Source organism: Actinopolymorpha pittospori (assembly GCF_014873875.1).
Classification (GTDB): Bacteria; Actinomycetota; Actinomycetes; order Propionibacteriales; family Actinopolymorphaceae; genus Actinopolymorpha; species Actinopolymorpha pittospori.
This window is the reverse complement of record NZ_JADBEM010000001.1, coordinates 2,350,324-2,365,597: the sequence shown is the minus strand read 5'-3', so window position 1 is coordinate 2,365,597 and position 15,274 is coordinate 2,350,324. Positions and strand designations below refer to the sequence as shown.

Here is a 15,274-nt window from a genome sequence, read left to right as displayed (position 1 = left end):
CGTTGCCCCAGTCACGGGCCTACCTCCCGCTCATCCTCCGGGCCGTCCGTGCCCGGCAATGGTGCGGATGCCTTGCGGCGGCGGGCGGTGGAGACTTCGACGACCGCGGCGTCGACGTCCGCGGCGTCGACGTCCGTGGCGATCGGCTGGATGCGCGTGGATGGCAGGCGAACGGTGGTTTCGTCGGAGGTCTCGAACACGACCGTATTCATGAGTTCGAAGAACTGGGTCGCACGCACGATGGAGTACGGCGTGCGCCCCTGACGGAGCAGGTCCTCCTACAGGACCTGGGCACGGTAGCCCTGTGAGCAGGTCGACGCCGGTGGACAGTGCCGCAGGGACGGCCTGGTGTCGGCCGCGGTCAGGTTCTGGACGACCTGCAAGCCGATCAGACCGGCACCGCCGACGGCTGTGAGCTTCATGCCACTCACCTTTCCACCGAGCGTCACGAGACACGCCAGGTTCATCGGGGAGACGATTGGGTTGTGCCTCCGCCCGGCGTCGCCCGGGAGGGTCGCGGCAGAGCGCCGTCCTCACGCTCGCCAGCCGACTTCTGCGATGGGCGGCGGACTGGATATCACGACCCAGGAGAGCATGACCAGCGCGCCCCGCGTGAGACGGACGCTCAGCGAGATCCGCTGGCACGCAGGTGGCACTGTGCGGTCGGCCCGCGAAGCGGATACCCGGGCGTGCTCAGACCCGGCACCACCAACTCGTGCCCAGTGGCCGGTCGAGGCGGCGGCTCGAAAAAAGCTCAGAAATTCTTCGAGTGACCTGTCGATCCGCGCCGGTCCCGTTCGAAGCCCTAGTAAGAGACGGGCACGGTGCCCGCCGGACAAGCCCACCGGAGGCAGAAATGACCGCCACGCTGAACACGACCCACGTCGCCACCCCCCGCCTCGGCGCCCTGACCATCACCGGGCTCGCCGCCGCAACGGTCGCCAGCGCCGCCACCATGACCGTCGCCGCCGCCGGACACGCTGTCGGGATCAGCCTCGACATGGGCGGCGCCCCGATCCCGGTCACAGGCTTCGGCGTACTGACGGCCGGCTTCTCGCTGATCGGCCTGGTCCTCGCCGTCGCACTGGCCCGCTGGGCCCGGCACCCGCGGCGCACGTTCCTCCGCACGACCGTGGTGCTGACCGCCCTCTCCCTGGTCCCGGACGCGATCGCAGACGCCAACTCGGCCACCAAGGCACTCTTGATGCTCACCCACCTCGTCGCCGCCGCGATCGTCGTCCCAGCGATCGCACGCCGCCTGACCGCCTGACCCGCCATCACCACCACCGAACAGCAAGCACCGGCGCGTCGCACTGGCAACAGCTACGTCGACTTCGAGCGCTCGAAACGGATTTGTCCGCAGAGTTGATACACCCGAGCGCTACGACGGCACGCCCGGTCGCGGTGACAACCCAGACCTCGGCGCAGTCACTCTGGTGGCCCGTGGCCCTGAAAAACGAAGGTCGGCGGTTCCTCGCTCATCGAGCCTCCGCAACGCCACCCGCTTCTCCTCCAACGTGGCGTGGGCGTAGATCGTCATGGTGACGTCGGAGCCCACCAGCTCCCGCTCACGTTGCTGCCGCTCCCTGTGATCGATGCGCGCGGCTGGGCGCGGGCGCGAAAAGAAGGGCCGCCAGAAGACTGGCGACCCTCATCAACGGCCCTCTCCGCGTGGCCGGAGGCTTCAGCCACCTCGCTCGGTCCGGGACCCTCCGCGCGGCTGGAGTGAGCAGGACAAGCAGTCCGCTGCAGGCAGGGATTCGTCGAAGGTTGTGTGAACTGTCATAGTCCCGGGTCAGGGTGTTTCCGGTTCCGTAGCAACAGATGTGACACCGGATTTTCCACGAACCGCTGTGTACGACACGGTGGCGGCGTCGCCATCAGCGGTATCCCATTCGACGGCCGGATCGGGCATGAACATGCGGACGTCCTGCGCACAGCGGCAGGCGGCCGCGACCTTCGCGGCCCACTCCAGGGCCACCTCCCGGGTGGGCACGTTGACGACGGTGAACCCGCCGAGGGGCTCCCTGGTCTTCGGACGCGGGCCGTCGGTAACCGACCCGTCGGTGGCCACCGTGGCGACCCACGCCGGCGTATCGTCGCGGTCCTCTGGGTCGTAATCCAGCCCTCCGCAGAAGACGTACACGCCGGCGTCCTTGGCCTCCTCGATCACCGCGTGGGAGGACTCGCCCACCGCGGCCCAGTCCTCCTCGGTGGGGAAGTTCATCGCACCGTTGTCGAACGAGATCAGGTACCGCGCCATCTCGTCACGGCCTCGCCTCGGCAAGAACGCACGGACCTTCTGCGCACACAGGCAGCCGGCCGCCACCTTCGCGCCCCACTCCAGGGCCGCCTCCCGACTGGGTACGTCGACGATGGTGACGCCGCCGAGGAGTTCCTTGCTCTCCGGGTACGGGCCGTCGGTGACCATCCCGTCAGTGGCGACCACAGCGGGCGCCACCTCGTAGTCCAGGCCGCCGGCGAAAACGAACACGCCCGCGTCCCTGGCCTCCGCGATCATCGCTTGGGCGGCCTTGGCCACGTCAGGCATGGCCTCCTCGGGGAAGTCCATCGCACCGTCTTCGAACGAGGTCAGATACAGCGCCATCTCACGACTCCTTGTCTCCGCGGCCTCCTCCGGCCGCGCTCATTCCTACAACGAATGCCCCGCGCCAGATCCGACAAGCTGCCGGCAGAGAATCAAAGCCTTCTTCGTTCATCGTCGCCCGTGTTGCAGCTCAACCCGCCGGGTTCCTCGTGAGTGGGTGTCGTGCCATGACCACGGGATGCCTCTCGTCCTGGTCACCGGCACTTCCGGTGCCGGCAAGTCAACGGTTCGTGCGGAGCTGCGTCGTCGTGGCTACGTCGCCTATGACACCGACGAGGACCACCTGTCGCGCTACTTCGAGAAGTGCTCCGGCTTCGAGGTCCCGTATCCGATCGCTGCGGTTGAACGCAGCGATGGGTGGCACAGCCGCCACACTCAGCGGGTGCCGCCGGAGACCGTGCGCCGGATCGCTGCCGAGGTCGGCGACGAGCTCGGCTTCGTCTGTGGCTCAACCGAGAACGAGGGCGAAATTTGGTGTCATTTCGCCGTGGTCATCTACCTTCGTCGACTCGCAGACGATTCGCCGCCGGCTGGCTCAACGTCCCCGTGACGCCTTTGGTGGTACAGCGGAGGCACTCGCTCTCATCCTTGAGTGGCACGCAGGAGCGGATGAAAGTTATGAGCGGTTCGGAGCGCTTCGGGTAGACGCGACCCAGCCGGTCACCGAGGTCGTCAACGATCTCCTCGATGCCTGCGCCACCCGACTCGGCTTGAGAGCCGGACGCGGCACGCATCAGTGATGAGGGTTCCTCTCCCGTGGGTCGCCCAGCTTGCCCGCGCGGACGCCGAGGCTGATGGCGTGCTCGCAGTAGCGGACTGTCTCACCGCGCGGTAAGCGGTCGAGGGTGGTCGCGCTGTTCGCGCCGGTGAAGACGATCGGCGGGAAGAGTCCGCAGCGGTAGAGCTCGGCCGTGCAGGGGTGAGGGGCACATGAAGCCGCCGCCGCGCCCGGCCGGCCGGCCCTGGTGTCGAGTCGACAAGTGGGGTCCCTTCGACATCGGCGGCACGGGAGTAGCTGGGCGTGCTCAGACTCGGCACCACCGACTCGTGCCCAGTGGCCGGTCGAGGCGGCGGCTCGAAAAAAGCTCAGAAATTCTTCGAGTGACCTGTCGATCCGCGCCGGTCCCGTTCGAAGCCCTAGTAAGAGACGGGCACGGTGCCCGCCGGACAAGCCCACCGGAGGCAGAAATGACCGCCACGCTGAACACGACCCACGTCGCCACCCCCCGCCTCGGCGCCCTGACCATCACCGGGCTCGCCGCCGCAACGGTCGCCAGCGCCGCCACCATGACCGTCGCCGCCGCCGGACACGCTGTCGGGATCAGCCTCGACATGGGCGGCGCCCCGATCCCGGTCACAGGCTTCGGCGTACTGACGGCCGGCTTCTCGCTGATCGGCCTGGTCCTCGCCGTCGCACTGGCCCGCTGGGCCCGGCACCCGCGGCGCACGTTCCTCCGCACGACCGTCGTGCTGACCGCCCTCTCCCTCGTCCCGGACGCGATCGCAGACGCCAGCTCGCCCACCAAAGCACTCTTGATGCTCACCCACCTCGTCGCCGCCGCGATCGTCGTCCCAGCGATCGCGCGCCGCCTGACCGCCTGACCTGCCGTCACCACCGCTCAGTTGTCCTGCAAGGCTCCCCACATGTTGCCCTCCGGGTCGAGGAACTTCAGGACCCAGTGGTGACCATCGTCCTGGTAGGTCGTGATCCTCACGCCGGACGACGCGAGCCTGTCATGGAGCTGGTGTATCTGGGTGGTCCGATAGAGAAGAACCGGGAAAGCTTCCCCCGCAACGGTGAAGCTGGCTCGCCCGGGGTCGTCGGTCTGCCACAGCATGAGGAACGGGCCGTCCTCGGAATGAAGGAACGCGTGGCGCCCGTCAGGCTGCGCTGCCGTGGTGAAGCCGAGGTACTTCTCGTACCACGCGACTGCGGCGTCGAGATCACCTACGGGAATCTGCACATGGTAGAGGGATGTCAGCAACTGCGGTCCTCCCGACTGGTTCCGGCGGGCAACCCACCCGCGGTTTGAGGACCGTACTGCTGCCCACCCTCGCGACCCGGCGAGCAGGCTACGGAGCCAAGCCGGGACAGGCTAAGGGCCCCGGCCTCCCAGACCAAGCTAGGTTGCCGTCATGGGTGTCAGTGAGTGGCTGGACGAGGGGCTGCTGCGGTTTGTGGACGCGCACCGGACAAGCTGGGCGACGGGTGGCGCGAATGCCCTGATGGGGATCGGTACCAGCGCCGTAGCGCTCGCTGTACTCGCCCTGCTTGCGATAGGCGTTGTGGTGGCTCGTCGGGAGTACCGTCCGGCCGTCGCTGTGCCAGTCGCGGTGATCGCCTCGACAGTTGTGGCCGCGGGGGTCAAGCAGGTCATCGACCGGGCACGGCCGCCGACGGACCTTGCGCTCGTTCACCTCGGCGGCGCTGCGATGCCCTCGACGTATGCAGCGGCTACGGCCGCGGCAGCCGCTGCCGTTGTGGTGGCCACGACGTCCGTCACTCCTCGATGGAGGCTCCTCGGCGGGGTAGTGGTTGCGGCAGGCACCGTGCTCATCGGATGCTGCCTGGTGTATCTCGGCGTGCATTGGCCGACCGATGTCCTGGCTGGATGGGTGTTGGGGACCGCGGTCGGTTCCGGTGCAGGCCTCCTGTCGCAGTCCTTGATGCAGCCCTCCAGAAGGAGCGGCTAGCGCATCGCCGTCGCCGCCGCTTCCTACGGCCGGGGGACGGAGACCGTCATCTCACGTCGTCTGGGATCCCGGGGCCCGCGCGGGGGCTGTTCGGTGCCGACGGCCGGACCGGATGGCGCTGGCAACCCCTACAGCCAGGGCCAACGCCAGCAGACCGGCGCCCAGGATCGTTCCACGCCCCGCGCCGGTCGCAGCGGCGGTGCCATCGCCAGTGTCCGGTCCCGGAACGGCGGACGGCGAGGCAACAGCCAGGTCATGACTCCCGCCCGCGGCGACATCCGTCAGGATCGTGTTGCCAGGCAGGGAGACCGGGACCGGGGTCTGAACGGCGTCACTGGTCGTACCGTTGCCCGCCTCGCCGGCGCTGTTGTCTCCCCAGGCCAGCGCCCCACCGGTGGCCGTCCCTGCCACGCTGTGGTCAGCGCCCGCGGCGACAGTGGTGGCCGTGGTCCCGGCGGGAAGTAGGGTCTGGGTGGGAAAGTCGGGACTGATGGTGTTGCCGATGCCCAGTTGACCGTTCGTGTTCGATCCCCAGGCGAGCACGTTGCCCGCCGAGGTCACTGCCAGCGTGTGGTTCGCGAAGGCTCCGCTCGCCACCGCGGTCACCGTCGTGCCGGCGGGCAACGCCACAGGGACCGGCACATCGGCGTCGTCGCTGGTCCCGTTGCCGAGTTGGTTCATCTCGTTCGAGCCCCATGCGAGCACCCTGCCGGTCGCGGTACGCGCAACGCTGTGGCTCTCGCCCGCGGCCGCGGACGTGACGGCTGTTCCAGCTGGGAGGTGGACGGCGACCGGCGTGCTGTGGGGACTGCCGCTGGTGCCGATGCCGAGTTCACCAAAGCCGTTGGAGCCCCACGCGAACATCCCGCCGGTGGAGGTGACTGCCAGACTGTGCTCCCCACCGGCCGCGATGGCGATCACGTTGACCCCTTGCGGAAGGGCTACTTCGACGGGCAGGTCGCTGGTCGGGCCGGCCGTCGGGTTGCCCAACTCTCCCTCGCCGTTGGAGCCCCACGCGAGAACTCTGCCGGTCGAGGTCAGGGCCAGGCTGTGAGCGTCGCCAGCCGCGATCGCGGTGATGATCGTTCCATCCGGGATCTGGACCACCTCGGCGACCGGGACGTTCTGGTTGTTACCGATGCCGAGCTGGCCGGACTGGTTGCCGCCCCAGGCGACCACACCACCGGCCAACGTCAGAACAAGGCTGTGCGACCCGCCGGCGCAACGGCGGTCGCCGTGGCGCCAGCGGGGAGCGGGGACTGGACGGGAACAGAGGAGAACGCTATCGACGTGCCGGTGCCCAGCTGGCCGACGTCGTTGGACCCCCAGGCCAGGACCTCGCCGGAGGTCTGGGCCGCCGCGGGCGAAGCGCCGATCAGTGAGACCGTGGCCACCAGCACAAGAACCAGCCCGACGACGCCGGAACCGCTGACCCTCAACCGGCGGGGTGAGTGGTTGACACAAGGCCGCCGCCCACGCCAGTACTGCATGTGCATGACATCCCCCGCGTCCGCACGACGTTGTTCTCGCGCCTCTTATGCTCGATCGCGAGCTTTCGCATGCATCGGGAGGTGTGTCGGGCTGCTTGCCTGTTGTGTCGTGCGGTAGCCGAGTGCGCGCCCCGGCAGGTGCGCGGTGGTGAGTGTCTCCGCGTCAACGTCCAGGTGTACGCACTGCGCCGAGCCGGCGGAGCGGGCCTCCGTGCAGCGGACTCGTGCGCCATTGGGCGGTGAACGTACGGCTCACAAGCGAACACGTGACGACCAGGCGGTGGGGCGTCTCCAGGAACACCACCTCGACGGTCAACGTGTCGGGGTCGGTCCATCCACCGGACAACGCCGTCGGAACGGGTGCGTCTGGGCCCGCATCCAGGCACCAGTCCGGCGCGCCAGTCGCGCTCAGCGACAGCTCGAGCGGCCCGCCGTCCTCGACCAGGGAAAGGCGCCAACCCTCGTCGTCTCCGGGCGCCACCACCACCCGAGTCAGGGTCGGCTGGTCCGCACACGCACCGCCGTCCGGGGCGAACTCCGCACCCGACCAGGTGCCGGGATCCGCGGGCGGCGCGGGCTTGCCCGGAGCCGGCGGGAGCTCGAGTCGGGTCAGCCGCTGGGCCAGTGCCGCGTCCTCGCCGTCCCGGCCCTCGAGCGGTGCAGCGCCCAACGCCGGCACGAGGTGCTCCCACATCGCGTCCAGGAGGGCCTGCATCTCCACGGTCGCCGCGGTCATCGCAACCACCGCATCATGCTCGGGAAGTACGACGCAGAACTGGCCGTACGCCCCGTCACCTCGGTACCCGTGCCGGGACATCCAGAACTGGAAGCCGTAGCCCCGTTGCCAGTCCGGACTCGACTCGCCGACGTTCGAAACGTGCGATCGCGTCGCCTCGGCAACCCACGCGGCCGGAAGCACCTGCTTGCCTTCCCACACGCCGCCCTGCAGGTAGAGCTGGCCGAGCCGCGCGACCGCATCGGTGGTGGCGTGCAGGCCAGAGAAGCCCAGGTCGCGGCCGGCGGGGTGCTGGAGCCACACAACCTCGCCGATCCCGAGCGGATCGAACAGCCGAGGCCGGAGATACTCCGTCAACGTCTGGCCGGTCACCTTCTGAACGATCGTGGCAAGGGAGTACGTCGCGGGCTGGTTGTAGGCGAAGACCGTGCCAGGTTCACGATCCGGCGGAAGCAGGAGGAAGCCGCGCACGATCTCATCCGGATCGAGACCCACTGCCCGTTCGAACGTCTCGGCGACGTGACCGCTGGCCATCGACGCCACGTGCCGCACGAGCATGGCGCGGCTGCGCGGATCGGTGATGTCGGCCTCGAACTCGGGGAAGTACGAGACCACGGGGTCGTCGAGGCGCACCAGTCCCTCGGCGACGGCGAAGCCGGCCGCCGTGGACGTGAAGCTCTTGCTGAGGGAATAGAGCAGGTGCAGCCGGTCGGGCGAGTACGGAGCCCACCAGCCCGAGGCAACGACGTGGCCGTGTCGCAGGACGATCAGCCCATGAGGTTCGATGTCCGGCGCAGCCTCGATGGCGTCGAGGAACATGCCAATGCCACGGGCATCGACTCCCTGTGCGGCTGGCGAACTGGCGGGCAGCGGGTAGACAGTCACGTGGTGGGTCCTCGCGTTCCCGACGGATCGGCTGCCGTGTGCATGTGCCGATGTACGACTGAAAGAGTTCCCAGACGGCTTGGCCGACGTCTAGGCCGTGTCCGCTTTACGCCACCAATCAGCACCGCCCGCCGCAGCAGAGTTGATACACCTGACCGCCGCCTAAAAGGTCAGGACAACTTTGGCGCGAGGGACGGGCCATCGCCGGAGTTGCGCGATGGTGCTTACCGTTCAGGCGGTGCGGTTGTCGTACTCCTCGCAGTTGGCGAGCACCTCGTCCATGTGCGCCTCGGCCCATACCTTGATGCCGCGCATCAAGGTATGGAGCGAGAGACCGAGGTCGGTGAGCTCGTAGGTGACCGTGACCGGCACGGTTGGGGTCACGGTGCGGGTGACCAGGCCGTCGCGCTCGAGGGAGCGCAGCGTCTGGGTGAGCATCTTCTGGCTGACCCCGGTCAGCCGGCGGGACAGCTCGGAGTAGCGCATCGACCGCGGCCCACCGTCGCAGTCGGCTCCTTGGCCGACCTGGCCGTCGCTGCCGAGCGCGGCCAGGATCAGCGCGACCCACTTGTCGGAGATCCGGTCCAGCAGTTGGCGGCTGGGGCAGCCGGCCAGGAACGCGTCGTAGTCCACCTTCGCCTGTGCCCGCTTCTGAGCCGCCGTTGTCGTTGGCATGGACCACGCCTTCCTACCCAATGGTGACCTACGCACCCGATGGTGCCCTACGCACTTGAAAGTACATACTCCCCGATGGAGAGTGATCCCGTCCATAGTGGAGGACAGCAACGGTCACGCATCCCGACGGCACTCACAGCAACGAATGGAGCGAGCATGATGTGGAGCGCCGGCTTCCGCACTGCAGTGATCAGTCCCTATGAGCAGATCCAACTCACCGGACCACGCGGATTCGCCGACCAGACGGTGCGTCAGGTGCTCCACATGGCCGGCGGCGGAGAACGCCTCCGCGTACGCCTGACAAACCGCTACGGCCGCACCCCCTTGACCATCGCCGCCGCGACGGTAGCCACCGAGCACGGGCAGGCCACCCTCACCTTCGACGGTGCCGAGCGGATCGTCATCCCACCGGCAGGAGAGGCCGTCGGCGACCCGGTGGATCTGTCCGTTGCCCTCGGCGCCGACCTGGTCCTCAGCCTCTACCTGCCTGAGGAGACCGGCCTGGCCACCTACTCCCACAAGCCCGCGGAGACCGCTCACATCGTCGACGGGAACCACGTCACGTCTGCCGCACTCGCTGCGGCTGAACAGGTCGAAGGTAGGTTCTACGTCTCGGGCGTCGACGTGCTCACTCCGGACGACACCGCGATCGCCGTGGCGTTCGGCGACTCCTGGTTCGAGGGCGTCGGCTCCACGATCGGCGCGAACAACCGCTCCGTGGACTTCCTCAACCGGCGCCTCAAGCGGGGATGGGTCGTCAACCAGGGCATCGCCGGAAACCGTCTCCTGCGGGACGAGGTCGCCGAGCACGGGCTGGCGCGCTTCGACCGCGACGTACTCTCGATTCCCGGGCTGACCCACGTGCTGGTCCACTTCGGCATCAACGACCTCGGCCTCCCCGGCATGACCGGCGAGCCTCCCGCCACCTCCCCCGCCCTCATCGAGGGCTTCAAGGCCCTGGCTCACCGCGCCCACAAGGCAGACCTGAAGATCCTCGCCGCCACCATCGGCCCCTTCGCGGGCGCCGTCCCCCTGGGATCAGTACCCCCGAGGGCATCGCCGCCCGACGCGAAGTGAACGACTGGATCCGTACCACCGACACTTTCGACGCCTTCTTCGATGTGGCCCGCGCGGTCGAGAATCCCGAAGCTCCCGACTACATCCTCCCCGCCCTGGACAGCGGAGACGGCATGCACCTCAATGACCGAGGTGCCCAGGCCATGGCCAACGCCGTAGACCTGGAGACCCTCGACCTCTAGAAACTCCTCCTTGCCGGCCTTGGAGAACGATCCGTCGGCGGGCGGGGCGCCCACCCCCAACGACGGTCGGTCCGCTGCCGGGAAATGCAGTCGGCACGTACGCGAGCTTGACGTCGGGAGCTCCCCGTCGGGAGTTTGCCGTGGGGTGAATCGGCGCGAGGTAGCGTGGAAGCATCCCAGTCTTCGGGAGAATCTATGCCGAAGCGGACAGACCTGCTGGTCATCGGTGCGGGACCGTACGCTTACTCGGCCGCCGCCCTAGCTCGTGACAACGGGATCGACACTCACGTCGTCGGCCATCCGATGGCCTTCTGGCGGCAACAGATGCCGGCTGACATGTTGCTGCGCTCGGGTCCTGACTGGCACATCGACGCAGCCGGCACCTTCACCTTCGAGGCATTCTTCGAGGACCGGGAACTGCGACCCGAGGACTTCGACCCGATCCCCATCGCCGTCTTCCTCGACTATGCCGAATGGTTCCGTGAGCGCACGTCGCTCGACGTCGACGAACGGTTGGTTACCGACCTCACCAAACCGAGCGGAGTCTTCGTCGCAACCCTGGACGACGGCTCGACGATCTCAGCGGAGAAGGTCATCGCCGTCCCGGGCATGTGCTACTTCGCCAACCTCCCGCGCTGGCACGCGGACGTGCCGCCGACGCTCCGATCCCACACGAGCGAGCTTGTCGGCTTCGAGGATCTCGCCGCTGCCCGTGTCGTCATCATCGGAGGGCGGCAGAGCGCCTACGAATGGGCGGCGCTGCTGTGTGACCATGGCGCCGAGCAGGTGCACGTCGTGCATCGGCATCCCGTTCCCGAGTTCGCCAAGGTCGACTGGTCCTTCATGGACCCCTACATCGCCCACACGCTGGCCCAGCGGGGATGGTGGCGGCGACTCTCCGCGGAGCAACGAAACAGGATCGCCGGCGAACTATGGCGAGCCGGCCGCCTCACCCTCGAGCACTGGCTCGCCCCACGCCTCGCCGCGGAGGTTGTCACCAGCCATCCCGACTCCGCGGTCATCGACGCGACGCCTGGTGATCACGATGTTCGACTGCGGCTCTCGGATCAGAGAACTCTGATCGCGGACCATGTGATCTTCGCCTGCGGCTACAAGGCAGACCTGTCTCGTATCTCCTATCTTCGCAACGTCTCGCATCGGGTGAGTACGACCGATGGCTTCCCCGACCTGAGCGAAGGCTTCGAAACATCGCTGGCGGGTCTGCACGTGATCGGCTTCGCTTCGACCCGCGACTTCGGCCCCTTCTACGGGTTCACCAAGGGCTGCCCGTCCTCCGCGCGCATCGCGGTGGACGAACTGATGCGGTGAACCGCCTGATCGACCAGGCCCGAGACGAGTGCCGAGTCGGGCGGGAACACCCAACGTTCGCTGGCCCTCATGAAGTCTGCGACGGCCACGACGCGGGGTCGGCGCCGTAGGGTACGAGGCGCGGGTGGGTCGGCAGGTTCAGGTTGGTGAACCTCAGCGGCGGCGCCAGTGCGGTCACGGAGCCGTACGCGGTGTCGATCGAGACCGTCTCCGCAGGGTAGGTATCGGTCGCGGGCACCTCGACCTGGTCGGCGACGTCGAGCAGGCCGAGTTCCTGCGCCCACATGGCGCTGCGGGTCAGCGACAGCTTCACCTGGTACGAACCACCGTCGATGGCACGTCGATGCAGCGCCGCCATCATCCCGGCGGCCGCGAAGTACCCGGTGATCAGATCGGCCAGGTAGAAGACCGGGGAGAACCTCGGCGTGCCGCCTTGGCCTTCGGCCATCGCGAATCCGGATGCGACCTGCGCGTTCTGGTCGAATCCAGGCCGGTCCTTCCACGGACCGGAATGTCCGTAGGCGTTGGCAGACATGTAGACGATGCCGCGTTCGCTCTTGGCAGCAAGCTGTTCGGGCAGGAGGCCGAAACGCTCGTTCACCGCCGGACGGTAGGTGGATGCGAACACGTCGGCCGTGGCGGCCAGTTCCCACATCCTCGCCATGTCCTCCTCGTAGCGCAGGTCGAGATAGGCGTCGTACTTGCCGGGGTCGACACCGATGTGCTGAGGGAGGGTGTCGGCGAACCACGGCGAACTGATGTGGAGCACCTCGGCTCCCTACTCGGCGAGCGTGCGGGCGCTGCGCGGCCCGGCGAGTACGTGCGTGAAGTCGAGCACACGAACGCCGTCCAGCGGCGAATCTCCGTGCTCCTGGAAGGGAACCGGGTCGCCGTCAGCAACCTTGACGATCTCGATCGGCGGTGTCCCGGTGACTGCCATGCCCTGAGGATGGGTGAGCCACTCCTCACGCGTGAACGCACGGCAGGCCGGAAGGCCGGCATCTGCCAGCGCCTCTTCGAGATCCTCCGCGTTCCACTTGGCGACCTCGCGGGCAAAGGACTGCTTGTTGTTGCCGCAGTCGAAGAAGTTGAGGTATCCGTTGAGCAGCTTCTGGTACGGCGGCCCGGCCTCGAGCATGATGTAGCCGCCGTCGTGGGTCGGGAAGATGCCGTTGACCTCGACGAACTCGACCCCGACGCTGCTGGGGTAGCCGGAGTGCTCGATGTAGTGGGTCGGGTGCATGTGGTGCAGCGCGTGGATGATGTCCATGGAGAAGTCGGTGCGTGCGCCGCCGCGGGCTTCCCAGATCGCGGCGCCCGCGACACCGATGAGCAGCTGCGCGGTGCAGGAGGCCTCGCCGAGACGGTGTGGCGAGCAGATGACCGGATCGGACCCGAAGACGGTCGCCTCTCCGGTAAACCGCCCGGCCAGGCCCAGCAGGTCGACAAGGTCTGCCAGCGGCTTCAGCTCGCCTCGCCCCAGACTGCGTGCATCGTCGTCTCCGGTCATGATCGAAGCTCCTTCCTGGCCCCTCCCGAAAGGGATCGCTGACGAATTACCGGCACATGTGCATTTCCTCCGGACCAGGGGCTCCTCTCGCCGCCGACGTCCTGGGGCAAGCCTGGCCCCGAGCCGCCCCAGAAGGATGGGCGTAAAGCAGTGAGCTGCCCCGGCCCGATGGACCCTCCGGCCTCGTCGACGGAAGACCGCCGGTGGTCTGGACGCGCCCCGGCGACCGCTGCCGGCGGAGGTCGGTAAGAATTTCTGCCGGCAGCTGTCGGATCCGGGGCGAGGCGTTCGTAGCAGGGGTAGCGGCGGCCGGAGGAAGGTCGCCGGGACAAGGAGTCATGAGATGGCGCGGTACCTGATCTCGTTCAACAACGGTGCGATGGACGTCCCCGAGGAGGACCTCCCCGAGGTGGGCAGGGCCGCCCACGCGGTGGTCCAGGAGACCAAAGACGCCGGCGTGTTCGTCTTCGGCGGCGGACTGCCCCTCGACCCGGAGTACGACGTGGTCGCCACCGACGGGACGATCACCGACGGCCCCTACCCGGAGAGCAAGGAGTTCATCGGCGGCATGGTGGTCGTCGACGTCCCCACCCGGGAGGCGGCCCTGGAGTGGGCCGCGAAGATCGCGGTCTCCTGCCGCTGCGCGCAGGACGTCCGCGAGTTCCTGCCCGACCCGGCTGTCGAGTGAGACCCCGATCACCTGCCACTCGAGCTGCTGACCGCTGACGTGGCCATGTCAGGGTGCCGTCAGAGTGGTGTCAGGCCCGACGCGGACAGTGGCTGCATGATGAAGAACAGCACTTCCTCGACCAGCTCAGCGTGGACCGGCATGGTGCAGGTTGACGATACGGCCCTGGCCGTCACCGACACCGGCGGTCTCGGCGTTCCGGTGGTCTACCTCAACGGCCACTTCGCCACTCAGGGGTACTGGCGGCGGGTCATTGCCGACCTGGGTCCGGGGTGGCGGCACATCACCTACGACGAGCGGGCCCGCGGCAGGAAGTCGAGGACGTCGGCGGACTACTCCTTCGAGGCCGCCATCCGGGATGTCGATGCCGTTCTGGCCGCCAGGGGCGTGGACCGGGCGCTGGTGGTGGGCTGGTCCTACGGTGCGTTCGTCGGGGCGCACTGGGCCAACCGAAATCCAGACCGTTGCCTGGGCGCGGTCCTGGTCGACGGCGCGCAGCCCTACGACTGGCTCACCGACGAGCTGGAGCAGGGGATGCTGAAGATGTTCAAGCGGATGAGCCCGTTGACGCTGCTGCTGCGCCCGACGGGCCTGACCCCGCGGATGAGTGCCGAGCAGATGGCGAACAGCAACATCGAGGTCGGCAAGATCGCCCGCGAGCGCGAGCTGGGCCCCGTACTCGACACCATCACCGTCCCGGTGCGGTATGTGCTCGCCTCAGGGTCGTCCTTCGGAAGCAAGGGGGACGAGCAGGAACGGATCCGCGCCGGCCTCGACCCCGTGTTCGCGGGCAAGTCGAACATCAAGCTCAGCGCGAAGGTCCCCAGCAACCACGGTGCGATCCTGCGCAAGGACTTCCGCGCCGTCGCCGGGGCCGTACGCGAGGTCGCCGCCCTCGACCTCGCCGGTCGCTGACGACATGAGAGCGACCGGTCCTGACCGGTTAGGGTCGGCCCGCAGGGCACGTAAGCTGCTCCTGTTTGAAGGGAGCGTTTCATGGAGCTGATCATCGGCGCCGTCATACTCCTGGTTGGGATCCTGATCGGTCGCTTCCTGCCTGGTCTGGGCCGGCAGCGGCGGAGCGTGGCGCAGGTCCAGCCGGTGTGCGGGTGCGGACACGCGTCTTCGTTCCACGACGAGAAGGGCCGCTGTCACGCGGACAACCAGGTGGCGCGATGGGACGGGGGAAGCTGGGTCGGGACCGAGTCCGTTCCGTGTAGCTGCCAGAAGTACACCGGGCCGGAACCACTCCCGGCCTTCTATGCTCCCGAAATCACTGAGTGAGCGCCCCCACGAACGTCGCGTCCGCTCCGATGCACGGCAGGGTCTGCTCGGTGTCCCGCGCCATCTGCTCGTGAGGGTGACAAGCGTGGACGCGTTCACGCATGAGTCGGCTCACC

General features: G+C 67.9%; 20 protein-coding genes. 10 read left to right on the top strand and 10 right to left on the bottom strand.

All coding sequences use genetic code 11. From position 1 onward, the window contains the following. Nucleotides 1-11 precede the first annotated feature (11 nt). On the bottom strand, nucleotides 12-239 hold the full coding sequence (locus HEB94_RS11205; protein ID WP_192749841.1) for a hypothetical protein: 228 nt from the start codon (nucleotides 237-239) through the stop codon (nucleotides 12-14). Between the two features lie 39 nt (nucleotides 240-278). Beyond that, nucleotides 279-422, bottom strand: a complete 144-nt coding sequence (locus HEB94_RS11200; RefSeq protein WP_192749840.1) for a hypothetical protein — start codon at nucleotides 420-422, stop codon at nucleotides 279-281. A gap of 434 nt (nucleotides 423-856) precedes the next feature. Here HEB94_RS11200 and HEB94_RS11195 point away from each other — a divergent pair, with 434 nt between their 5' ends. Further along, nucleotides 857-1,270: a DUF6069 family protein gene (locus tag HEB94_RS11195; protein WP_192749839.1), complete on the top strand. Its 414-nt coding sequence runs from the start codon at nucleotides 857-859 to the stop codon at nucleotides 1,268-1,270. A 525-nt stretch (nucleotides 1,271-1,795) separates the two neighbouring features. Here the strand turns inward: HEB94_RS11195 and HEB94_RS50470 are convergent. Continuing rightward, nucleotides 1,796-2,608, bottom strand: coding sequence for a YciI family protein (locus HEB94_RS50470; RefSeq protein WP_238361487.1), 813 nt, complete (start codon nucleotides 2,606-2,608; stop codon nucleotides 1,796-1,798). A 178-nt stretch (nucleotides 2,609-2,786) separates the two neighbouring features. Here HEB94_RS50470 and HEB94_RS11180 point away from each other — a divergent pair, with 178 nt between their 5' ends. Beyond that, nucleotides 2,787-3,158, top strand: coding sequence for a hypothetical protein (locus HEB94_RS11180; protein ID WP_192749838.1), 372 nt, complete (start codon nucleotides 2,787-2,789; stop codon nucleotides 3,156-3,158). Between the two features lie 638 nt (nucleotides 3,159-3,796). After that, nucleotides 3,797-4,210, top strand: coding sequence for a DUF6069 family protein (locus HEB94_RS11175; RefSeq protein WP_192749837.1), 414 nt, complete (start codon nucleotides 3,797-3,799; stop codon nucleotides 4,208-4,210). A 17-nt stretch (nucleotides 4,211-4,227) separates the two neighbouring features. Here HEB94_RS11175 and HEB94_RS11170 read toward each other — a convergent pair whose 3' ends face one another. Then, nucleotides 4,228-4,572, bottom strand: coding sequence for a VOC family protein (locus HEB94_RS11170; protein ID WP_202896272.1), 345 nt, complete (start codon nucleotides 4,570-4,572; stop codon nucleotides 4,228-4,230). A gap of 172 nt (nucleotides 4,573-4,744) precedes the next feature. Here HEB94_RS11170 and HEB94_RS11165 point away from each other — a divergent pair, with 172 nt between their 5' ends. Beyond that, nucleotides 4,745-5,302: a phosphatase PAP2 family protein gene (locus HEB94_RS11165; protein ID WP_192749835.1), complete on the top strand. Its 558-nt coding sequence runs from the start codon at nucleotides 4,745-4,747 to the stop codon at nucleotides 5,300-5,302. A gap of 51 nt (nucleotides 5,303-5,353) precedes the next feature. Here HEB94_RS11165 and HEB94_RS11160 read toward each other — a convergent pair whose 3' ends face one another. From HEB94_RS11160 to HEB94_RS11145, 4 genes are all read right to left on the bottom strand, one after another. Further along, a complete protein-coding gene (locus HEB94_RS11160) occupies nucleotides 5,354-6,493 on the bottom strand; it encodes an RCC1 domain-containing protein (RefSeq protein ID WP_192749834.1) in 1,140 nt (379 codons plus the stop codon). Nucleotides 6,494-6,495: 2 nt separating this feature from the next. Further along, on the bottom strand, nucleotides 6,496-6,792 hold the full coding sequence (locus tag HEB94_RS11155; protein ID WP_202896271.1) for an RCC1-like domain-containing protein: 297 nt from the start codon (nucleotides 6,790-6,792) through the stop codon (nucleotides 6,496-6,498). A gap of 163 nt (nucleotides 6,793-6,955) precedes the next feature. Next, a complete protein-coding gene (locus HEB94_RS11150) occupies nucleotides 6,956-8,413 on the bottom strand; it encodes a serine hydrolase (protein ID WP_192749832.1) in 1,458 nt (485 codons plus the stop codon). Between the two features lie 231 nt (nucleotides 8,414-8,644). Continuing rightward, nucleotides 8,645-9,088, bottom strand: a complete 444-nt coding sequence (locus HEB94_RS11145; protein ID WP_192749831.1) for a winged helix-turn-helix transcriptional regulator — start codon at nucleotides 9,086-9,088, stop codon at nucleotides 8,645-8,647. A 156-nt stretch (nucleotides 9,089-9,244) separates the two neighbouring features. Between HEB94_RS11145 and HEB94_RS11140 the strand changes: the two genes are divergently transcribed. The 3 genes from HEB94_RS11140 to HEB94_RS11135 all read left to right on the top strand — a co-directional run bounded on the left by HEB94_RS11140 (nucleotide 9,245) and on the right by HEB94_RS11135 (nucleotide 11,676). Further along, entirely contained in the window at nucleotides 9,245-10,165 is a 921-nt protein-coding gene (locus HEB94_RS11140; protein WP_202896270.1) for a GDSL-type esterase/lipase family protein, read from the top strand. Then, nucleotides 10,162-10,347, top strand: a complete 186-nt coding sequence (locus HEB94_RS49145) for an SGNH/GDSL hydrolase family protein (protein WP_202896269.1) — start codon at nucleotides 10,162-10,164, stop codon at nucleotides 10,345-10,347. Before HEB94_RS11140 ends, HEB94_RS49145 begins: the two co-directional genes overlap by 4 nt. 195 nt (nucleotides 10,348-10,542) lie before the next feature. Beyond that, nucleotides 10,543-11,676, top strand: a complete 1,134-nt coding sequence (locus tag HEB94_RS11135; protein WP_192749830.1) for an NAD(P)-binding domain-containing protein — start codon at nucleotides 10,543-10,545, stop codon at nucleotides 11,674-11,676. 67 nt (nucleotides 11,677-11,743) lie between these two features. Here HEB94_RS11135 and HEB94_RS11130 read toward each other — a convergent pair whose 3' ends face one another. Together HEB94_RS11130 and HEB94_RS11125 are read right to left on the bottom strand one after the other, a co-directional pair. Continuing rightward, the gene (locus HEB94_RS11130; protein ID WP_192749829.1) at nucleotides 11,744-12,445 is read right to left on the bottom strand and encodes a CoA transferase; all 702 of its coding nucleotides are present in this window, start codon (nucleotides 12,443-12,445) and stop codon (nucleotides 11,744-11,746) included. Between the two features lie 9 nt (nucleotides 12,446-12,454). Then, nucleotides 12,455-13,186 (bottom strand): hypothetical protein, encoded by a 732-nt coding sequence (locus HEB94_RS11125; RefSeq protein ID WP_192749828.1) that lies wholly within the window; start codon nucleotides 13,184-13,186, stop codon nucleotides 12,455-12,457. A 343-nt stretch (nucleotides 13,187-13,529) separates the two neighbouring features. On the opposite strand from HEB94_RS11125, the gene HEB94_RS11120 reads away from it, so the two are divergent. The 3 genes from HEB94_RS11120 (at nucleotide 13,530) to HEB94_RS11110 (ending at nucleotide 15,158) form a co-directional block, all read left to right on the top strand. Further along, on the top strand, nucleotides 13,530-13,874 hold the full coding sequence (locus tag HEB94_RS11120; protein WP_192749827.1) for a YciI family protein: 345 nt from the start codon (nucleotides 13,530-13,532) through the stop codon (nucleotides 13,872-13,874). 96 nt (nucleotides 13,875-13,970) lie between these two features. Then, entirely contained in the window at nucleotides 13,971-14,789 is an 819-nt protein-coding gene (locus HEB94_RS11115; protein ID WP_192749826.1) for an alpha/beta fold hydrolase, read from the top strand. A gap of 81 nt (nucleotides 14,790-14,870) precedes the next feature. Next, on the top strand, nucleotides 14,871-15,158 hold the full coding sequence (locus HEB94_RS11110; RefSeq protein ID WP_192749825.1) for a hypothetical protein: 288 nt from the start codon (nucleotides 14,871-14,873) through the stop codon (nucleotides 15,156-15,158). The last annotated feature ends 116 nt before the right edge of the window (nucleotides 15,159-15,274 follow it).